Source organism: Psychrobium sp. nBUS_13 (assembly GCF_051201665.1).
GTDB lineage: Bacteria > Pseudomonadota > Gammaproteobacteria > Enterobacterales > Psychrobiaceae > Psychrobium.
In genome coordinates this window covers 86,098-104,280 of record NZ_CP179210.1, presented here as the reverse complement: position 1 = coordinate 104,280, position 18,183 = coordinate 86,098, and the positions used below count along the sequence as shown (strand labels likewise).

Below are 18,183 nucleotides of genomic sequence, written 5' to 3'. Positions count from 1 at the left end.
TTATCGTTTATTAGGAATGCTTGGAATTTTATTTCGATGGCGGAATAAATTCCATTCATAGTTTACTTTTTGAAGAATTCGACGCCACCGACTTTTTTGCGTTAGGCGTCGATCTTCAACAACGTTTATCTCACTGCCAAAGTCACCATTTAAGACAGGAAATGGCCTAACAACAAGGCATTTTAATTCTTTTTCAAACCAGTATTGAATATCTATATCAATAGGCCTCGCAACTGGTAGTGCATGTTTGATAAGCTTGCTAGCACCGTTTAAAGAAACAAACTGCCCTGTTGTCGTTGAAGGTAACTTAGCCGTATTACCAATCGCTAGGTTATCTATTAACACAGTGGTGTTCTGCATATCCTTTTGTTTTCTCCCATGAGATAATTTAACGTAATCCCAACTCCTCTCTAAACAACCTATTTGATCAATAAACTTAACGATATCAGTTGTTAAAATAGCATCGTCTTCTAAAATCAACGCAAAATCTAGTTGATCGCTTACGATTTTCTCATAACACCTAACATGACTTAGATAGCAGCCTATCTCGCCATCATTGAGTAATTTATAGTATTTCTTAGTATTAACTTGTCGATCATATACTGCTGATTTTTCTTCTTCACTTAACTCGCTGCCCCGAACACCGACAACTCGCTCAAAATCCAGTCCCAATTCAGCAAGTTGATTACCCATTGAGAGCAATCGGTCTTCACTAGAATCTAAGTTAATAACTAATACTTTAAATTTAGGATTCATCTTTATTTTTCTTATCATGTTCTTGAGTCGATATATGATGTAACTCATACAATTTAGCTTCTTTAATAAACGCGTAGTACGCTAGCATAATGGATAATGTAAAACCGCGAACACCTGAAAAGAGTTTACGTTGAAAGAGGTATTCTTTAATGAAAATAAGCGGAAAAATGGTGACTAATTTTATCAAAGAATAAGGCTTATTTTTTGAAAACTTCTCTTGCGCTTTGAGTGAAGAGTATTGATTATTTTTATGAGTTAAAACTTCAATAGAACCATATCCATAATGCGTTAAAGACTCTTTAATAAATATTTCTTTTCCATCAACATCTGCGCTTTCATGAACATATCTTGAAATATCAAAGTTAGATAATGACTTTCGATACAATCGATTATTGTTTGGCTTTTTTGTCCAAGATGACATTTTCTGCCCAATAAACAAATCATCACGCGTACAACGCACACTTACATATTTATCTTGATTGACGAGTGATTGATATTTACGAGCGAGCTCATTAGTAATTTCTTCATCTGCATCTAAATTTAACACCCAGTCATGTTTGCATAACTGCATCGCAAACTGTTTCTGCTTTGCGTAACCAGGCCACTCATTAAAAATTACGTTCGCCCCCATGTTTTCCGCCAAAGCAACAGTATTATCACTACTACCAGAATCAACTACAATTACTTCATCGGCAAAACTCACACTGCGCAAAGCACGCTCTATATTCTTTTCTTCATTTAAAGTAACGATGAACACGCTTATTGGTGATTTACTCATTATGGACTCTATTCAGTAGTAAAATTACATATCAATAGGCTGACATTTTTTACAATATGTCGAAGCTCTTTGGCCTATTTTAACGGCTTTCAAGATTGTTTTACAACGCAAACATGCTTCCCCTTCACGGCCATAAACAAATAACGATTGAGCGAAATAGCCTGGCTTACCATCGGTCTGACTAAAATCTTTTAAAGTAGTTCCGCCTTGTTTGATAGCGGCTGCTAAAACATCTTTAATTGTTTGTGTTAGCGCAATTAATTTAGCGGTTGACACCTGATTCGCAGGTGTTAACGGATGAATACCTGTTAAAAATAACGCTTCATTGGCGTAAATATTACCAACACCAACCACCACAGGATTATCCATAATCACTAGCTTAATGGCAGCTTTTCGTTTTGAGCATTTAGCTATTAAATGCTGTGCACTAAACGCATCAGTTAAAGGCTCTGGGCCTAATTTCTCAAATACCTTATGCTCACCAGATTCATTAGCATAAAGCACAGCGCCAAACCGACGTGGATCATTAAGTCTTAGTACTTTATTGCCAACAGCGACATCGACATGATCATGTTTTTTAAGCTCAGTTGTACTATCGATCACTCGTAAACTACCCGACATTCCTAAATGAATAATGATATGGCCAATAACAGTTTCAATAATTAGATACTTAGCACGACGAGAAATAGCCGTTATCTTTTGGCCAACAAGTTTAGCCAAATCCGCTTTAGGAATATCCCATCTTAACTTTGGGGTTCTGATGACAATATCGGTAATGACTTCACCATTTAAATGCTGGCTAACACCTAACCGACTCACTTCAACTTCTGGTAACTCAGGCATTATTTTCAACCGCTTTGTTAATGGTAGATAGTTGGTGTGGCGTGATTTTCCAAACATCTTGCGAGATGATGTCTGTCACTAACTGACTTTGCGGTTGGATCCACAACTTGGTTGGATGCTCTTTTCCCGCAAGCCATAATGTTACTCGAAAGCCTTCTTCTTCACTGGTCGCGACACTCACTTCACCAGATAGCTTAAGCCACGCTTCAATTAAGGGAGCAACATTATCTTGCTCAAGTGACTCGTTGGGGGTTATGCGCCAGCTTGTGCCAAGGCGTTCAATAGAAAACTGGGGATATTCAAGCGTTAAAATCATGCTTTGCTCAGGTAAGATGCTAACAACTTCTCCTTCAGCATTAGCCACTAACTTATCATTCATGAGATTAAATAAAATAATCATGCCCATACAGGCAAAAATTAAAACATTGTTCCAACCTTTTCGAGATAAACCCACAACCGTCTCCGTAAAATAAAGTGATACTAGTCTACTGTGAAATAAGAAAAATTAAATAGTTTGCGGTTCAACTTATTTAATTAAGTGCAGATCAGCTCCTTGCCATCTATTGCATCGCCCGATTCCGGATGTGGATGCTCAGGTTTTGCCGAGAATAAAAAGCTCACCGTTTATTTTGGGCATAAAAAAACCCAGCCGAAGCTGGGTTTTTATCACACTGTATAAAGAAAAAATCAATTATTTGATTTTAGCTTCTTTGTACATTACGTGTTTGCGAACAATTGGGTCATACTTTTTAAGCTCTAATTTCTCAGGCATAGTACGTTTGTTCTTGTCAGTTGTGTAAAAGTGGCTGCTTGCACTTGAAACTAATTTGATTTTATCGCGCATAATCTATTCCTTAAACCTTTTCACCACGAGTACGCATCTCTGCTAATACTACGTCAATACCTTTCTTATCGATAATACGCATACCTTTAGTAGTAAGGCGTAATTTAACGAAACGGTTTTCACTTTCAACCCAAAAGCGGTGAGTGTGAAGATTTGGTAAAAAACGACGACGCGTATGGTTTTTTGCGTGCGATACGTTGTTACCTGTTGCTGGTTTTTTACCAGTTACTTGGCATACTTTAGACATGAATGTCCTCCAAAAATATTTGTACTAGCTCGAGCTATAAATGTGCCTCATCTGGTCTTTGCTCGCGACTCAAATGAGGGCCGTATGTAATCAATGACAACATACGCCTGATACAAGTGATGTTCATAAAAGAGGCTACTTTTACTCCTTTTAAGGAAATAAAGGAGAGTCGCTCTCAAAAACGCGGCAATTCTAACAGAAAAAAAACAATTAAAGTAGACCATGATCAGCAAAAGAATAAGGATCATTTTGGCCAATGATAAAATGATCTAAAACCGTGACGTCGATCAGCGCCAATGCCTCAACAATTCGCTGGGTTATACGACGATCGGCATCACTTGGTGTCGCAATGCCTGACGGATGGTTGTGACTTAAAATGACACTCGCAGCATTATACTTAATAACTTCACGAACTATCTCTCTGGGATACACATTAGCCGAGTTTATAGTGCCTCTAAACAGCTCATCACAACTAATTAGTTGATGTTGAGTATCAAGGTACAGCACATAAAAACACTCATAAGGAAGTTGGCGTAATAACTGTGATAAATATTGTGCCACTGCATTAGAGCTTGTCAGTGAAATATTACGCTCAAGCTGATGACGATGATAACGCTCGCTCATTTCCAGTACTGCCGTCAACTGTGCATACTTTGCGGGCCCTAATCCAGCATGGGCACAAAAATCCTGTTGCGTTGCTGATAACAGTGCACTTAAATCGCCAAAACTCACCAACAGTTTGTTAGCCAATTCAACTGCCGAGCACCCCTTAACGCCTGTTCGTAAAAAAATAGCTAATAATTCACTATCTGATAATGTATCAGCTCCATACTGCAATAGCTTTTCTCGTGGCCTCATTTGCATAGGCCACTCTTTAATTGAACAATGATTTTCAGTCATGTGTCACTCCCTAATATTTCACAGTTCTGCTCACACTCTTAAGGGCGATATCCTCACTCAATAAGCACCGAAGGAATAATTATGGCTCAACTACGCGAATCTCACCGACTTTATGCTATCGTATGCCACAAATTGTTCATCTGTTCACAAGGGTTTAGTTAATGACACTTGAAAATAAAAAAGTTGTCCTTGGTATTACAGGCGGTATTGCCGCTTATAAATGTCCAGAAATAGTTCGTCGTTTAAAAGATCTAAATTGCGATGTTCGTGTTGTGATGACCAGCGGTGCCAAAGAATTCATTACGCCGCTAACCCTACAAGCCGTTAGCGGTAATCCAGTCAGTGATAGCTTGCTCGATCCAGCAGCAGAAGCTTCTATGGGCCATATAGAGCTAGCTAAGTGGGCTGATTTAGTTGTAATTGCTCCAGCGACAGCGGATGTTATTGCTAAAATAAATGCTGGTATGGCGAATGATCTGCTAACGACTATTTGTCTAGCCACTGATGCCCCTATCGCTATCGTACCAGCAATGAACCAGCAAATGTATGCAGCAAAAACGACACAGAGAAACCTTACAAGTTTACGTAACATAGGAATGCATATTTGGGGACCAGCAAGTGGCGAGCAGGCTTGTGGTGATATAGGTAAAGGTCGCCTATTAGAACCGATGCAAATCGTTGAATTAATTCAAGCACACTTTACGCCTAAATCACTTGATTTAAACATTCTAATTACCGCAGGGCCAACGAGAGAAGCCATTGATCCAGTGAGATATATTAGCAATCATAGCTCAGGAAAAATGGGCTTTGCCATTGCACAAGCAGCACAACAGATTGGCGCGAATGTGACACTAATTTCTGGGCCAGTATCATTAGCAACACCGCATAACACAAAACGTTTAGATGTAGTGAGCGCAAGTGACATGCATGAGCAAGCAATGGCACAAGCGCCATCCCACGATATATTTATTGCTTGTGCCGCAGTCGCTGATTATCGTCCGAGCAATGTAAGCGATCAAAAAATTAAGAAAAATGACGACGATATGACCGTCACCATGATTAAAAACCCTGATATTCTGGCAGATGTTTCCGCATTGACAGCTAATCGCCCTTTTTGTGTCGGCTTTGCAGCGGAAACCCAAGACGTTGAAACCTATGCTCGTGGAAAGTTAACTCGCAAAAAATTAGACATGATAGCTGCTAATAATGTCAGCATTGCAGGACAAGGATTTAACAGTGATGACAATGCCCTCACTTTATATTGGAAACAAGGTAAACTTGATTTACCTTTGGCCGATAAACAAGAATTAGCAAAACAACTAGTAGTTGAAATTATTAAGCATTACAATCATGCCCAATAATTTATAATGTATCGCAGTTTAACAACACAACCACAGCAGTAGGATTAGTTGCCTCATGGCCGTCACTAAAAAATCGAACCGTCGCGAACAAATACTCCAATCATTAGCTCATATGCTTGAAACACCAGGAAACCGTATTACTACGGCAAAACTGGCTGCAGAAGTTGGCGTATCAGAAGCAGCACTTTATCGCCACTTCCCGTCTAAAGCACGTATGTTTGAAGGCTTAATCGAATTCATTGAGCAGTCTGTGTTGTCACGCGTCAATATCATCACAAGCGAAGAGAAGAACACGCTCTTGCGTTGCCACCACATCATTCAATTAGTTTTACTGTTTGCTGAAAAGAACCCTGGTATTACCCGTATTTTGACTGGGGATGCATTGCTGGGTGAGCATGACAGATTGCGCGAGCGAATTAGCCAACTATTTGATAAGTTAGAGACGCATTTAAAGCAGATTTTACGTGAGCGAAAACTACGCGAAGGCAAAAGCTTTGACATTGACGAAGCACAGCTCGCTAACATGCTATTAGCCTATGCTGAAGGACGCGTAAATCAATTTGTTCGCAGTGGTTTTAAAACGAAACCCACTGAAGGATTTGAACAACAGTGGCAACAATTTGCTAAGTTGCTAGGATAATAAAAAGGGACGTTTATCGTCCCTTTTTATTATTTAAATTGCCGCCTTAAATACCGTACTGCTCACGATACGCCGTTACGCTTGCTAGCGTATCGCCCATTTCGCCTTTCTCAGTTAAGTAACCAATTAAGTCACCTAAAGTCACGATTGAAATCATGGTTGAGCCGTAATCACGTTCAATTTCTTGAATAGCAGATAACTCGCCTTGACCTTTTTCTTGACGATCTAAGGCAATTAGCACGCCAGCTAATTCAGCACCAGCGTCGTTAATGATGTCCATCGACTCACGAATTGCTGTGCCAGCAGTAATCACATCATCCACCAGCATGACTTTGCCTTTCAACTCACTACCTACTAAGCTGCCGCCTTCGCCATGGGCTTTTTTCTCTTTGCGGTTAAAGCAATATGGCATATCGATATCATGCTGTTCACACAATTGCAGTGCGGTTGCAGAAGCGATTGGAATGCCTTTATACGCAGGGCCAAATAATAAGTCGTAATCAACACCGCTATCCATTAGCGCTGCCGCGTAAAAACGACCTAAGCGCGCTAAATCACGACCTGTATTAAACAAACCAGCGTTAAAGAAATAAGGGCTAATGCGACCCGATTTAAGGGTGAATTCACCAAACTTTAATACACCACGTTCTAACGCAAATTCAATAAAATCAATTTGATACTGTTTCATCTCTCTACCCTATTTCAAAGTTTCTAACTGTTTAACGAATAAATCTTTAATACCGCCTTCCGCCAACGAAAGCATAGATAATAGTTCTTGATGGCTAAAAGGTTCACCTTCTGCTGTACCTTGCACTTCAATCATTTTACCATTATCAGCCATAACAACATTCATGTCTGTTTCAGCATCGCTGTCTTCTGGATAATCCAAGTCACAAACCGCTTCACCTTTATAGATGCCAACTGAAATCGCAGCAATCATGTATTTTAGCGGGTCTTTTTTAATCATTTTGTTTTCTTGCATGTAGCGCAATGCTTCAACAAGTGCAACACAAGCGCCTGTAATAGACGCTGTGCGTGTACCGCCATCGGCTTGAATTACGTCGCAATCCAAGGTAATCGTAAATTCACCCAAAGCTTCCAAATCAACTGCGGCACGTAATGAACGTGCAATAAGACGTTGAATCTCTAAAGTTCGACCGCCTTGTTTACCAGCATTAGCTTCACGGCGCATACGCGAATGCGTTGAACGAGGTAACATACCATATTCAGCAGTGATCCAACCTTGGCCTTTGCCCTTTAAGAAACGTGGAACACCGACTTCAACAGTGGCGTTACATAAAACCTTAGTGCCACCAAACTCAACCAATACTGAGCCTTCTGCGTGTTCAGTGTAATTACGGATAAAGCTTACTTCCCTTACTTGGTCATTACGACGTCCGCTTGGACGCTCCATCGTTGTTGCAGTCATGGCATCTACTCAGTTAATTAAAGATTAAATTTGCTGGGTATTATAAAGCGACTGCCCATTGATAGCTATGGGAACTTGGAGATTTGAAGGGTACAAACAACGGAAGTAGACGTGAAAAATCCAGTGATGTTAGTCACTGGATTCTTGATCTCATCGGACAAACTAACAAGCTTTTAATAACTCGCGTTTGCTAGGGTCTGTTGATCTTTGTGGTTCAAATTTTGTTCAATCTAAAAGGGTTTTGGGCAAGGCATGAGGATTGATGCCTAGTTTATCTAGGTGAATGACGAATAACGCGGCACAAAATCCTTTTAGATGAATCCAACTGACAGCATTTGTTTGTTATTTCTACGGCGTTATCGCCTATTCGTGTAGCCAGCTACACCACATAGGCTCTGCCTTGTAGAAACCTCAAACAAATTGCTGCAAAAATGAACTCAAAAGATCAACAGACCCTAGTAATGCTTATTTAACTTGTGTTGTTAAAATCCAATCGCTTAATAGACGAACACCGTGGCCTGTACCACCAGATTGTGCAACACCTTTATCGGATTTAGTCAGTGCGTTACCTGCGATATCTAAGTGAGCCCACTTGGTATCACCAGTAAATGCTTTTAAGAACATTGCCGCTGTTGATGCACCAGGACCGCCAGAGCCAAGGTTGGTCATATCAGCAATTGGGCTTTTCAGCATATCGCCGTATGCAAGCGGTAAGCGCCATAGCTTTTCTTCAACATTTTTACCTGACGCAGTGAGCTGTGTTACTAACGTATCGTCATCACTAAATATTGCCGAATAACGGTTACCCACAGCGCGAATTTTTGAGCCCGTTAATGTTGCAACATCGATCATTACTTGAGGAGAATAGTGTTTACGTGCATACCACAAGCTATCAGCCAGCACTAAACGGCCTTCAGCATCAGTATTTAGAATTTCCACACTCTTACCTTCGGCGGTCATCACAACATCACCAGGCGCAACAGACGTTTTAGAGACCATATTTGCCGCCATGCCCATTACAGCAACAACATTCACTGGTGCTTTTTGCAATGCCATCGCTTTAACTGTACCTAGAACAGCAGCAGCTCCGGCCATGTCAGACTTCATATTAGCGATAGAGCTACCCGTCTTAACGTTATAACCACCAGAATCAAATGTAATGCCTTTGCCGACTAAAGCGATAGGTACATCATCACTGCCTTTCCAATGAGCAACCACTAAACGTGAACCTTCAGATGAACCACGTCCCACCGCATGTAATGCGCCCATGCCCATTTTCTTAATTTGCTTAGGTGTTAATACTTTAACGTCAACACCCAGTTTTTTAAGTTCTTTTGCTGCTTTAGCAAAATGCGCTGGGTTCATTTCTGTAGGTACTTCAGACGTTAGATCACGGGCTAAAAACACACCTGCTTCAATGGCTTCAAGTTTTTCGTAACGAGATTCAGCTTTATTGGGTTGTGAAACTACCATGCGATAGTTTTTTTCACTTGGACGTTTTTTTGATAAGTATTTATCAAATTTATAAGCACGTAAGTTAATGCCATGTGCCAATTGTGCAGCAAAACTAGCATTGCTTACATTGTCTGAAACGCCTTGTGTAAAGACTTGAACATCACTCGCCTTGACACTTTTAAGCTTGGCACTAATATTAGCGCCAACTAAATTAACGTCGCCAGCATTAAGCTTTGCATCTTCCCCTAAACCTACCACGATTAGTCGCTGTGCATTTAATCCAGCAGGTGCTAGTAGTTCAACGATTTCCTTAGATTTACCACTAAAATCAGCCGCTTTTAATGCTGCAGAAATTTGTGATTGAGACTGCTTGTCTAAACGTTTTAAGTCCGGAGATATTTCATCGCCAGCTTGAAATACAACAACTGAGTCGGCCTTTTTCGCAGACGATGAAAAATCAAATTTTTCAGCCAGCGCAGATTGACTTAATCCAAATGCAGCAAGTGTTGCAGCTACGGTAAGACTTTTCTTGATAAACATAAGGTTCTCACAAATTAACAAGGTTGATAAAAATAAACGGCGCAGACAATGACATAATATGTCTAAATCTGCAATTGCTGTTTGTACCTGCAATCGTTAAAAATAGCGATTGAGAATTCGCTATTTTATTAATTGCAGGTGTAACTATCTATTCATCACTGGTGACAAAGTGCGATGCTGCCGCAGAGAATACGACGTCAGTTGAACTGTTTAGTGCGGTTTCTGCGGAATCTTGAATCACGCCGATAATAAAGCCAATAGCAACCACTTGCATCGCGATATCATCAGTAATACCAAACAAGCTACAAGCTAATGGAATTAACAGTAGCGAACCACCAGCCACGCCAGAAGAACCACACGCGGCAACCGACGCAACCAAGCTCAGTAAAATAGCCGTAGTAAAATCAACATCAATCCCCAGTGTATTCGCCGTAGCTAATGTCAGTACGGTAATCGTAATTGCCGCGCCAGCCATGTTTACCGTGGCTCCCAGCGGGATAGAGACTGAGTAGGTATCTTCGTGTAAATTTAGTTTTTTACAAAGCGCCATGTTAACTGGAATGTTTGCCGCAGAGCTACGCGTGAAGAACGCAGTAATACCTGACTCTCTAAGACAAGTAAGCACTAACGGGTATGGATTTTTACGGGTCACTGCAAATACGATCAGCGGATTGATAATCAACGCAATCATCAGCATTGAGCTCACCAGTACAACGACTAAACGACTGTATTCTGAGAGCGTGTCAAAACCTGTGGTTGCCACGGTGTTTGCCACTAATCCCATAACACCTAGCGGCGCAAATTTAATGACTAAACGTACAATCGATGACACGGCATTAGACATATCTTGCACAGTATTTTTGGTCGACTCATTGGCGTGCTTTAGCGCAATACCTAAACCAATACCCCAAGCCAAGATACCAACAAAGTTACCCGTCATAATGGCATTGATTGGGTTATCTACGATTTTAAATGCCAATGTTTTTAACACCTCGCTCAGACCCTGTGGCGGATTGGCATTAGCACCAGCGAGCTCTAAGGTCAGTATGGTTGGGAAGGCAAAACTCATTAACACCGCAACCATCGCTGCACTGAGAGTCCCTAAAAAATATAAACCAACGATAGGCTTGATGTTAGCGTCGCTATCTGATTTTTGATTGGCAATAGACGCCGCCACCAGTACAAACACCAAAATCGGGGCAACAGCTTTTAGGCCTTTAATGAATAGATCACCAAACAAAGACAGTGATTTGGCCATTTCTGGCGCTGATAAGGCGATTGCAACACCGAGAATAATCCCGATTATAATTTGGCTTACAAGGCCAAGTGATTTGATTTTTTCGATCATAAGACGACTCTTATTATTATTGATGAACGACCCAATGAGCCGTCTGAAGAGCGTTTTGTATCATCGTCCTCAACTAAAGTCCAACGACAGTCGATATAAAAACTATATCAACTGTCAATTAAAGCTGACTGCCTTCAACAGATCCTACTGTATTTCCATTACATTATTAGCCACTGCGCGATCGATACGATAGCGGTTTGGATCTATCTGCACGTATTGAGGTTTTTCGGTCGAATACACAGTCACCACACTGCGGTCGCTGTTAAAATGCAGCTTGGTTAACGTCAGCATATTGCTGTTATCAACTTCTGGAAAACCGCTATAGAGACCAATTTCGATAGCGTCATCGATGAGCTCAGCCACCTCTTGATTTGTCTCCTGATCTAACACGAGTTTTAAAGTGCTAACATCGATTTGTGTGGCATAAAGCCCTTCAGCGTTAACCGCAGTTTCCGCACTATGAATTTCAAAGTCATGAAACACCACTCGCTTAAACATATCGTCAATAATCAGCTTTTGCTTCTCGTTAGCCACACCATAAAAAGCATCGAGCAAATCGAGTGAGGTTGGTTTTTTAGGATAGCCATGAGAGGCCAACAGCCCTTTCAGCGCGAGATTAATTTTCTCCTCTCCCAGTAAGCCCAACATAGCATGCATCACTTGCTTGCCCTTAGCATAGTAAAGGAAGGGTTCAAATCCTGCCGCATATAACGGGTTTTCGATACGTGGATTGTGCGAACGCATGTTTAAATAGCGGTCAATCGACAAATGCACTTCTTCGTTAGCTGCGTATTCACCGTAGAGCTGACGCGCCATTACTAATTCAGTGTATTTACACAAGGTTTCCGTCAGTATTGCATAGCCGCCAATATAGTTCGGCTCGATATAGTTACCCCAATATTGATGGGCAAACTCATGTGATACACCACGCAACAATGGATTTACCTCTGCACCTTCGTTGTTTAGATTAAAGAAACGGTTTTCTACCCCTAAATACACGCCAGGTTGGGCGCTACCAAAAGATTGATTGCTTGAAAAGTACGGTAACTCCGCCACCGTGAAATAATCATTTTCATAAGACTTAAAGTTTTTCGAAAAGTAATCCATGGTATGGGTCAATGCATGATTCACCAAAGCATTGTCTTTATCGTGCTTAGGATGATGATATATGGTGATATCGACGCCCTTATGGTATTTTTTATGCTCAGTAAACACTGCCGATACGTACGCAAACTGCTTATTAACCTTGCCGTTAGACTTGTAGTGGAAATAATTTCTATCGCCCTCTTTCCAGCTATTTGCTAGCTTACCTACTGCAACCACAGATTGATCGGCACTAGTCGAGACCGTGGTTTCAAAGTTAACCCAATCGTCTGCTATTTTTTGATCGCTGCGGGTTGGTGCTGGATATAACATCGAGGCTAATTTTCGTTTCTCCCGCTCACGCTCACTGTTAATGGCCAAACGTGAGTCATAACCAAACTGAGGAATCACATCTTCCAATTCGATGTATGAACCCTTTTCCGTCACATAGTGCTCGCCATCTAATTCAACAAAAGGACTATGGGTAATCACATAATTAAAACTCAAACCGCCAATCGCATTAGGCAACAACGGGGTGTTAAACTGATAGATATATTGATTATTCACTTCATCAAATTCAATTAACGAAGCCCCTTCAAGCGTTAACTCTGCATCAATAGCACCGCTACTAACTACTGAAACCAACAACTTATCAATCACTTGCACGGTTTTATTTTCAAATTGATAGCGTCCCTTAACGTGATAACTGCGTTCTTTTGGGAAAATATCAACATCGGCAGTAATATCAGTCACCGTCGGCACAGCCATATTTTTAAATGACTGATAGCGCTTTTCATATTCCTCTTGCTGATCAAAACGCTGCTCAGCCGTTACAAAATCATGTTCAATATTCACTTGAGAATAGATGTAACTACCACTTACCAACATGCCGATAGCAGCAACCGACAGCGTTGCTACACCCATTCGACCAATACTTTGGTTAACAGTAGATATCCCGCGTTGCCACATTTTAACTGTTAGTACCGCTAAGATTAGCGCGAAACTCAACCAATAAGCGTTATACCAATGCAGCGCATCTAGATGATAGTGAGCTTCCGTCATATCCGAGAAAATAAACTGTGGACGATATGCAAATGAAATTAAAGGATGTTCGAATATTGCTGCTTTGACAAAAATATTGGCAAAGAACACACCAAAACCAAACAACAGCCCTAGTGACTTTGTGGTAGCAAAGCGCTGTAAAAATAATGTCAGCAAGGTGATCAATAAAATAGGCACGCCTGCGTAGTAGTACAACGATAAGTAAATAAACAAATCGATATTGTAATATCGCTGGCTCAGCTGAAAGGCAATCGCGCACAGAATGCTAACGGTAATCAAGCTAAAGCCAACCGCTAATACCGTGGCTAATTTAGCGAAATACAAGGTAAAGTTTCGCGTTGGCGTCGCGTCAATCAAACCGTTGATATTGACGTTTCGCTCGTTCCAAAACAGTTCTACCGTGAAGAAAATTGCCACCAACATGCCGATATCTGACAGCGGCTGTTCAAGCATTTCTAAAATTAATTCCGTTGACGGGAAATAAGGCTGACCACCTGAAATAGGCCCCGAGAAAATATTGCCAATTAATAACGCGACTGAAAACACCACAGTCACCACCAGCAAGACGATAAAGGTAAATCCTTGCGTCACAGTGCGGTATTCTAGCTTTATCTTCGACCACCAGATGGCCAAATTAAAGTGAGTAAAATTGTGATTCACCGCCACCGCTTGCCATTGAGTAAACAAACGAACGCCAAGCGTTTTCGCTGGTTCAGCTTTTTTAGCGTTAACTGTTTTGGCTTTTCTAAAACTGAAACATTGATAGGTAAATGCAAATAAGCCTGCGCTTATCGCTAACCACAAGATGCGATTAGCGAGTAGCTCACCAGATAACAATGGCATCAGTACGTTTTTCTGTTGGACACTCCACGTGGCAGATTGCGCCATGAAGGCAATAAATCCGTACGGTTCTAATAAAGAAGAGAAGCCTGAGCCAGACTCAAGAATTGGCGATGAATTAGCCAATAATGGTGAGTTACCAAATACCGAGCCAATGATGTAAAGCACATAAACCACAATACCCGATACATAAACGGCAATCATACTTTTGCTAAACATCGCAGTAGCAAATACTACACAACAGGCGAAAATTGCAGTTGGCACCATAAAGATACAAAAAGCAGCAAAATAATACTGTAAACGGAAGGGACCAACTAATGCAGGATCTAACTTAATCAACGTCAGCATCATCACTGCTATAGTGAACAGCATTAGGGTCAACGTTGCGAACAACAACCCCAAGAAGCGGCTGGTTAAATATTCAAACTTATCAATCGGCGTCGCAAAGATAAGCGGCTCCACCTTGTATTGGCTATCTCGCAATAGCGTTGATGAAGCTAAGACACAAACCACAAAGATAATATTTGGCACGATAAACAACGTGGTTTGCGTGATGGCAAAGGCTGAATTAGCAAACAATAGGTTAGAGCCGCGTTGACCCGTCACAATGAAGGTCATCCACGCTAACAACAACGCAGCAATCCAAAAGCCAATTTGTTTAAAATGCGCTCGTAATTCGAATTGCGTTAACTTAAAGATCATGTGTTTCACCTTTTTTAAGTTGGTGAAGCGTCGAAAAATACACGTCTTCTAAATTAGGAGTCACTGGTTCAAAACCAATTTCAGGCTGGAATTCACTTTGGACAATGAGTTGCGTTTTTCCTGTAATCAATTGTTCTGAAATCACATCAAACTTCACTTGATAGCCAGCCACTTGCGATTTTTCAACGACCTTGCCCCACAAAGTACCTTCAATGCTTTTAACTAATTGGTGGGGCTTGCCCGTCAATTGCACCTGACCTTGGGCTAAAATCGCCATGTTTGGACACAACTGGCTGACATCTTCAACGATATGTGTGGACAAGATAACCACAACATTTTCGCCTATTTCACACAATAGATTGTGAAAGCGATTGCGCTCGTAGGGGTCTAGACCCGCCGTTGGCTCATCAACAATGACTAATTTAGGCGCTCCCAACAACGCTTGTGCGATACCAAAGCGTTGACGCATGCCACCAGAAAAAGAACTGACATCTTTCTTACGGACATCATAAAGATTGGTTTGATGTAACAACTGCTCAATTTGTCTCGACCGTGTTTTATGATCCGTTAGGCCTTTAAGCAGAGCCATATGCTCAAGCAATTGATAGCAAGAAACCTTAGGGTAAACACCAAATTCTTGCGGTAAATAGCCTAAACATGAACGCAAAATGTTAGGATTTTTAATAATGTCTTTATTGTCGAAACTAATTTGCCCATGCGTTGGCAACTGTAACGTCGCAATAGTGCGCATTAAGCTAGATTTTCCCGCGCCGTTAGGTCCTAACAACCCAAATAGTCCTGGTTCAATATCCAGTGAAACACCGTTTAGCGCTTTGACTCCATTGTCATAGGTCTTTGAAAGATTTCTAATATTTAACATGAACGTTTCCAATAACATTTTTTGATAAGGCTAGTGTACGATGGCTTTTTATGCGATGGTGAAACAAATGACGAACGACATTTAAAACCACACGAACGACATATTTTCATCCTAGGATTCAGTTTTGATTCAAAAAAATCACCTATTAACCAGCGTGAAACTCGTTGGAGCGTTAGCGTTATACGCAGGCTTTTTATTTTGGCTGTATCAAAGTAACCAGCCTGATTTACTCATTGTTTTTCTTACCATCTCGTTGATGATTCCTATCGTGTGGCTTATTCGCGATCGCTTTAAACAGCAACAAATTATCGATAACCTGCATCAAGAAACGCTAACAGCCGAGCTCAACTTATTAAAGAGCCAGATTAACCCGCACTTTTTCTTTAACACATTAAACAATCTGTACGGACTCGCCATTGAAAAATCTGATTTAACACAAGAGGTTATTTACAAGCTATCACAAATGATGCGCTTTACCATTTACGATGGCCGCAAAAACAGCGTTTCCGTAGAAGATGAAATAAACTACCTTAATAACTTCATAGAACTCAATCAAATACGCCATAAAAATGCCCTCGATATTACCTTTATTCAGCAATGTGAGAATATGGCGCAGCGGATCCCGCCACTCTTATTCATCAACTTGCTTGAAAACGCCTTTAAACACGGCATAGACACACAAACCAACGGTCAATACATTGAATTCACCCTAACGACCAATCAACAATCAATAGCATTCGAATTGCGTAATAACTTTGATCCGCAAGTGCTGGAATCTAAAAAGCATCAACAACGATCTGGCGGTCTTGGTATCGTCAATCTCAAGCGACGTTTGAAACTGCTCTACCCAAACAAACATCAATACATTGAGCGCACTGAAAGTAATGAATTTTACACCAAAGTAATCATAGATTTGACCTAGGAAACACCATGTCACTTACCTTTGCCATTATCGACGACGAGCCGCTTGCTCACACGCTAATCGAAAGTTTCGCCCGTAAAATCGATTATTTAACCCATCAAGGCAACTGCCATAATGCAGAGCAAGCCAAAGAGTTCTTAGCTCAGCATCAAGTCGATTTCATTTTTCTCGACATTCATATGCCCCAAGTCTCTGGATTCGAGTTTCTACAATCGCTGAGTAATCCACCCAAGGTCATCATTATTTCGGCGCACAAAGAGTACGCCTTAGAAAGTTACGAATACGCCATTAGCGACTACCTGTTAAAACCTTTTGATTTTGAGCGTTTTGAAAAAGCAGTGAGAAAAGTAAGCGCCGAGCTCACTGTCAGTGACAGCGCACCTAATCCGACTAAATCAACCTCAAATCACATATTCATTAAGGATGAAAAAAAACACCACAAAGTGCCGCTAACTGATATTCGCTTTATCAAAGCCAACGGCAATTTTACCTCCATTGAGCTAAGTGATGGCCACATAATCAGTCAAATGAAGATCTCTGATTTTGAAAAATTGCTACCTGCTGAGATTTTTTGCCGTGTCCACCGTTCTTATTTAGTAGCTCTCAATGCTGTAACCTTATTTACAGCGAACGAATTAACCCTCGGTGATATCACAATCCCTGTTGGTCGTGTTTATAAACCCAGTGTAAAATCATTATTGGCCAATATAGAGAAAACACATCAATCGTCATTATGATGTGTTAACCTTCGGGAAATATAAAATTCGGGGTAAATGGCCCCCATTAATTAGGAACAAAAATGTTTAGTAAGTTATTGAAAAAGTGTGCAGTTGTCGCACTTCCCGCCAGCTTAATGCTTTCTAGTATCAACGCTTTCGCACAAATATCTCAAACCGAAAAAGACAGTATCGCCAAAAAGTTTGCCAGTGTACGTCCTGAGCTTGTGGTATCAGATATTGAAAAAACTGATATTGACGGTATGTATTTACTTAATTTTTCAGGCAAAGGCAGTGTTTATTATGTCCCTAAAGGGGATTACTTTTTTACTGGCGACTTACTTCAAATTTCGGGTCAACGCTTTGTTAATGTAAAAGAAAAACGCCTTGAAGGGCCTCGTAAAGCCGCCATTGCAGCTATCGACGAAAAAGAAATGATTGTTTATCCGGCAACGGGAAAAAAGAAAACCAGCATTACGGTATTCACCGATGTGGACTGTGGTTACTGCCGTAAGTTACACAAAGAAATGGCTAAAATTAATGATTTAGGTATTGAGGTTCGCTACCTAGCCTACCCACGTGCTGGCATTAACTCACCGTCTTATAATAAGGTCGTCAGCGCATGGTGCTCAGATGACAAACAAGACGCATTAACCAAACTGAAAAACGGTCAGCCAGTGTATACCGCTGCTTGTAAAGACAACCCAGTAGCACAGCACTTTATTCTTGGAAACCGTTTAGGTGTTACAGGAACACCAGCGATAATTATGGAATCAGGCGAATTACTGCCAGGCTACTTGCCAGCAGATAAATTGGCCGAAGCATTAGGCATTTAAT

General features: G+C 40.9%; 18 protein-coding genes. 5 read left to right on the top strand and 13 right to left on the bottom strand.

The genetic code is table 11. The features are described from left to right. From ACMAZF_RS00475 to radC, 7 genes are all read right to left on the bottom strand, one after another. The gene (locus ACMAZF_RS00475; protein ID WP_435275552.1) at positions 1 to 756 is read right to left on the bottom strand and encodes a glycosyltransferase family 25 protein; all 756 of its coding nucleotides are present in this window, start codon (positions 754 to 756) and stop codon (positions 1 to 3) included. Then, on the bottom strand, positions 746 to 1,534 hold the full coding sequence (locus tag ACMAZF_RS00470; protein WP_435275551.1) for a glycosyltransferase family 2 protein: 789 nt from the start codon (positions 1,532 to 1,534) through the stop codon (positions 746 to 748). Before ACMAZF_RS00470 ends, ACMAZF_RS00475 begins: the two co-directional genes overlap by 11 nt. A gap of 24 nt (positions 1,535 to 1,558) precedes the next feature. Beyond that, on the bottom strand, positions 1,559 to 2,377 hold the full coding sequence (gene mutM / locus ACMAZF_RS00465; RefSeq protein ID WP_435275550.1) for a bifunctional DNA-formamidopyrimidine glycosylase/DNA-(apurinic or apyrimidinic site) lyase: 819 nt from the start codon (positions 2,375 to 2,377) through the stop codon (positions 1,559 to 1,561). Continuing rightward, positions 2,370 to 2,831, bottom strand: coding sequence for a hypothetical protein (locus ACMAZF_RS00460; protein ID WP_435275549.1), 462 nt, complete (start codon positions 2,829 to 2,831; stop codon positions 2,370 to 2,372). The genes mutM and ACMAZF_RS00460 overlap by 8 nt, the downstream gene beginning before the upstream one ends. A gap of 237 nt (positions 2,832 to 3,068) precedes the next feature. Then, positions 3,069 to 3,221, bottom strand: a complete 153-nt coding sequence (gene rpmG, locus ACMAZF_RS00455) for a 50S ribosomal protein L33 (protein WP_239440527.1) — start codon at positions 3,219 to 3,221, stop codon at positions 3,069 to 3,071. Between the two features lie 10 nt (positions 3,222 to 3,231). Further along, entirely contained in the window at positions 3,232 to 3,468 is a 237-nt protein-coding gene (rpmB, locus tag ACMAZF_RS00450; protein WP_435275548.1) for a 50S ribosomal protein L28, read from the bottom strand. 210 nt (positions 3,469 to 3,678) lie between these two features. Continuing rightward, positions 3,679 to 4,368, bottom strand: coding sequence for a RadC family protein (radC, locus tag ACMAZF_RS00445; protein ID WP_435275547.1), 690 nt, complete (start codon positions 4,366 to 4,368; stop codon positions 3,679 to 3,681). A gap of 161 nt (positions 4,369 to 4,529) precedes the next feature. Between radC and coaBC the strand changes: the two genes are divergently transcribed. After that, entirely contained in the window at positions 4,530 to 5,729 is a 1,200-nt protein-coding gene (coaBC, locus tag ACMAZF_RS00440) for a bifunctional phosphopantothenoylcysteine decarboxylase/phosphopantothenate--cysteine ligase CoaBC (RefSeq protein ID WP_435275546.1), read from the top strand. A 55-nt stretch (positions 5,730 to 5,784) separates the two neighbouring features. Continuing rightward, positions 5,785 to 6,369, top strand: a complete 585-nt coding sequence (slmA, locus tag ACMAZF_RS00435; protein ID WP_435275545.1) for a nucleoid occlusion factor SlmA — start codon at positions 5,785 to 5,787, stop codon at positions 6,367 to 6,369. Between the two features lie 46 nt (positions 6,370 to 6,415). Here the strand turns inward: slmA and pyrE are convergent, their stop codons facing one another. The 6 genes from pyrE to ACMAZF_RS00405 form a co-directional block, all read right to left on the bottom strand. Further along, positions 6,416 to 7,057 (bottom strand): orotate phosphoribosyltransferase, encoded by a 642-nt coding sequence (gene pyrE, locus ACMAZF_RS00430; RefSeq protein WP_435275544.1) that lies wholly within the window; start codon positions 7,055 to 7,057, stop codon positions 6,416 to 6,418. Positions 7,058 to 7,066: 9 nt separating this feature from the next. Next, positions 7,067 to 7,798 carry a ribonuclease PH gene (gene rph, locus ACMAZF_RS00425; RefSeq protein ID WP_435275543.1) on the bottom strand — a complete coding sequence of 244 codons (732 nt, stop codon included), beginning with the start codon at positions 7,796 to 7,798 and terminating at the stop codon, positions 7,067 to 7,069. Between the two features lie 465 nt (positions 7,799 to 8,263). Continuing rightward, a complete protein-coding gene (locus tag ACMAZF_RS00420; RefSeq protein ID WP_435275542.1) occupies positions 8,264 to 9,793 on the bottom strand; it encodes a leucyl aminopeptidase in 1,530 nt (509 codons plus the stop codon). A 148-nt stretch (positions 9,794 to 9,941) separates the two neighbouring features. Then, positions 9,942 to 11,141, bottom strand: a complete 1,200-nt coding sequence (sstT, locus tag ACMAZF_RS00415; RefSeq protein WP_435275541.1) for a serine/threonine transporter SstT — start codon at positions 11,139 to 11,141, stop codon at positions 9,942 to 9,944. Between the two features lie 144 nt (positions 11,142 to 11,285). Then, the gene (locus ACMAZF_RS00410) at positions 11,286 to 14,828 is read right to left on the bottom strand and encodes a M1 family aminopeptidase (RefSeq protein WP_435275540.1); all 3,543 of its coding nucleotides are present in this window, start codon (positions 14,826 to 14,828) and stop codon (positions 11,286 to 11,288) included. Continuing rightward, positions 14,818 to 15,708, bottom strand: a complete 891-nt coding sequence (locus tag ACMAZF_RS00405; protein WP_435275539.1) for an ABC transporter ATP-binding protein — start codon at positions 15,706 to 15,708, stop codon at positions 14,818 to 14,820. The genes ACMAZF_RS00410 and ACMAZF_RS00405 overlap by 11 nt, the downstream gene beginning before the upstream one ends. 124 nt (positions 15,709 to 15,832) lie before the next feature. On the opposite strand from ACMAZF_RS00405, the gene ACMAZF_RS00400 reads away from it, so the two are divergent. The 3 genes from ACMAZF_RS00400 to ACMAZF_RS00390 all read left to right on the top strand — a co-directional run bounded on the left by ACMAZF_RS00400 (position 15,833) and on the right by ACMAZF_RS00390 (position 18,182). Then, complete coding sequence (locus ACMAZF_RS00400; RefSeq protein ID WP_435275538.1) at positions 15,833 to 16,630, top strand: sensor histidine kinase; 798 nt, start codon at positions 15,833 to 15,835, stop codon at positions 16,628 to 16,630. Between the two features lie 8 nt (positions 16,631 to 16,638). Beyond that, positions 16,639 to 17,367 (top strand): LytR/AlgR family response regulator transcription factor, encoded by a 729-nt coding sequence (locus ACMAZF_RS00395; RefSeq protein WP_435275537.1) that lies wholly within the window; start codon positions 16,639 to 16,641, stop codon positions 17,365 to 17,367. 62 nt (positions 17,368 to 17,429) lie between these two features. Then, positions 17,430 to 18,182: a thioredoxin fold domain-containing protein gene (locus ACMAZF_RS00390; protein ID WP_435275536.1), complete on the top strand. Its 753-nt coding sequence runs from the start codon at positions 17,430 to 17,432 to the stop codon at positions 18,180 to 18,182. Position 18,183 lies beyond the last annotated feature (1 nt).

Excerpts from the sequence above, each read along its gene's own strand:
- ACMAZF_RS00475 (WP_435275552.1), bottom strand. The coding sequence starts at position 756 with ATGAATCCTAAATTTAAAGTATTAGTTATTAACTTAGATTCTAGTGAA.
- ACMAZF_RS00470 (WP_435275551.1), bottom strand. The coding sequence starts at position 1,534 with ATGAGTAAATCACCAATAAGCGTGTTCATCGTTACTTTAAATGAAGAA.
- mutM (WP_435275550.1), bottom strand. The coding sequence starts at position 2,377 with ATGCCTGAGTTACCAGAAGTTGAAGTGAGTCGGTTAGGTGTTAGCCAG.
- rpmG (WP_239440527.1), bottom strand. The coding sequence starts at position 3,221 with ATGCGCGATAAAATCAAATTAGTTTCAAGTGCAAGCAGCCACTTTTAC.
- rpmB (WP_435275548.1), bottom strand. The coding sequence starts at position 3,468 with ATGTCTAAAGTATGCCAAGTAACTGGTAAAAAACCAGCAACAGGTAAC.
- radC (WP_435275547.1), bottom strand. The coding sequence starts at position 4,368 with ATGACTGAAAATCATTGTTCAATTAAAGAGTGGCCTATGCAAATGAGG.
- coaBC (WP_435275546.1), top strand. The coding sequence starts at position 4,530 with ATGACACTTGAAAATAAAAAAGTTGTCCTTGGTATTACAGGCGGTATT.
- slmA (WP_435275545.1), top strand. The coding sequence starts at position 5,785 with ATGGCCGTCACTAAAAAATCGAACCGTCGCGAACAAATACTCCAATCA.
- pyrE (WP_435275544.1), bottom strand. The coding sequence starts at position 7,057 with ATGAAACAGTATCAAATTGATTTTATTGAATTTGCGTTAGAACGTGGT.
- rph (WP_435275543.1), bottom strand. The coding sequence starts at position 7,798 with ATGACTGCAACAACGATGGAGCGTCCAAGCGGACGTCGTAATGACCAA.
- ACMAZF_RS00420 (WP_435275542.1), bottom strand. The coding sequence starts at position 9,793 with ATGTTTATCAAGAAAAGTCTTACCGTAGCTGCAACACTTGCTGCATTT.
- sstT (WP_435275541.1), bottom strand. The coding sequence starts at position 11,141 with ATGATCGAAAAAATCAAATCACTTGGCCTTGTAAGCCAAATTATAATC.
- ACMAZF_RS00410 (WP_435275540.1), bottom strand. The coding sequence starts at position 14,828 with ATGATCTTTAAGTTAACGCAATTCGAATTACGAGCGCATTTTAAACAA.
- ACMAZF_RS00405 (WP_435275539.1), bottom strand. The coding sequence starts at position 15,708 with ATGTTAAATATTAGAAATCTTTCAAAGACCTATGACAATGGAGTCAAA.
- ACMAZF_RS00395 (WP_435275537.1), top strand. The coding sequence starts at position 16,639 with ATGTCACTTACCTTTGCCATTATCGACGACGAGCCGCTTGCTCACACG.
- ACMAZF_RS00390 (WP_435275536.1), top strand. The coding sequence starts at position 17,430 with ATGTTTAGTAAGTTATTGAAAAAGTGTGCAGTTGTCGCACTTCCCGCC.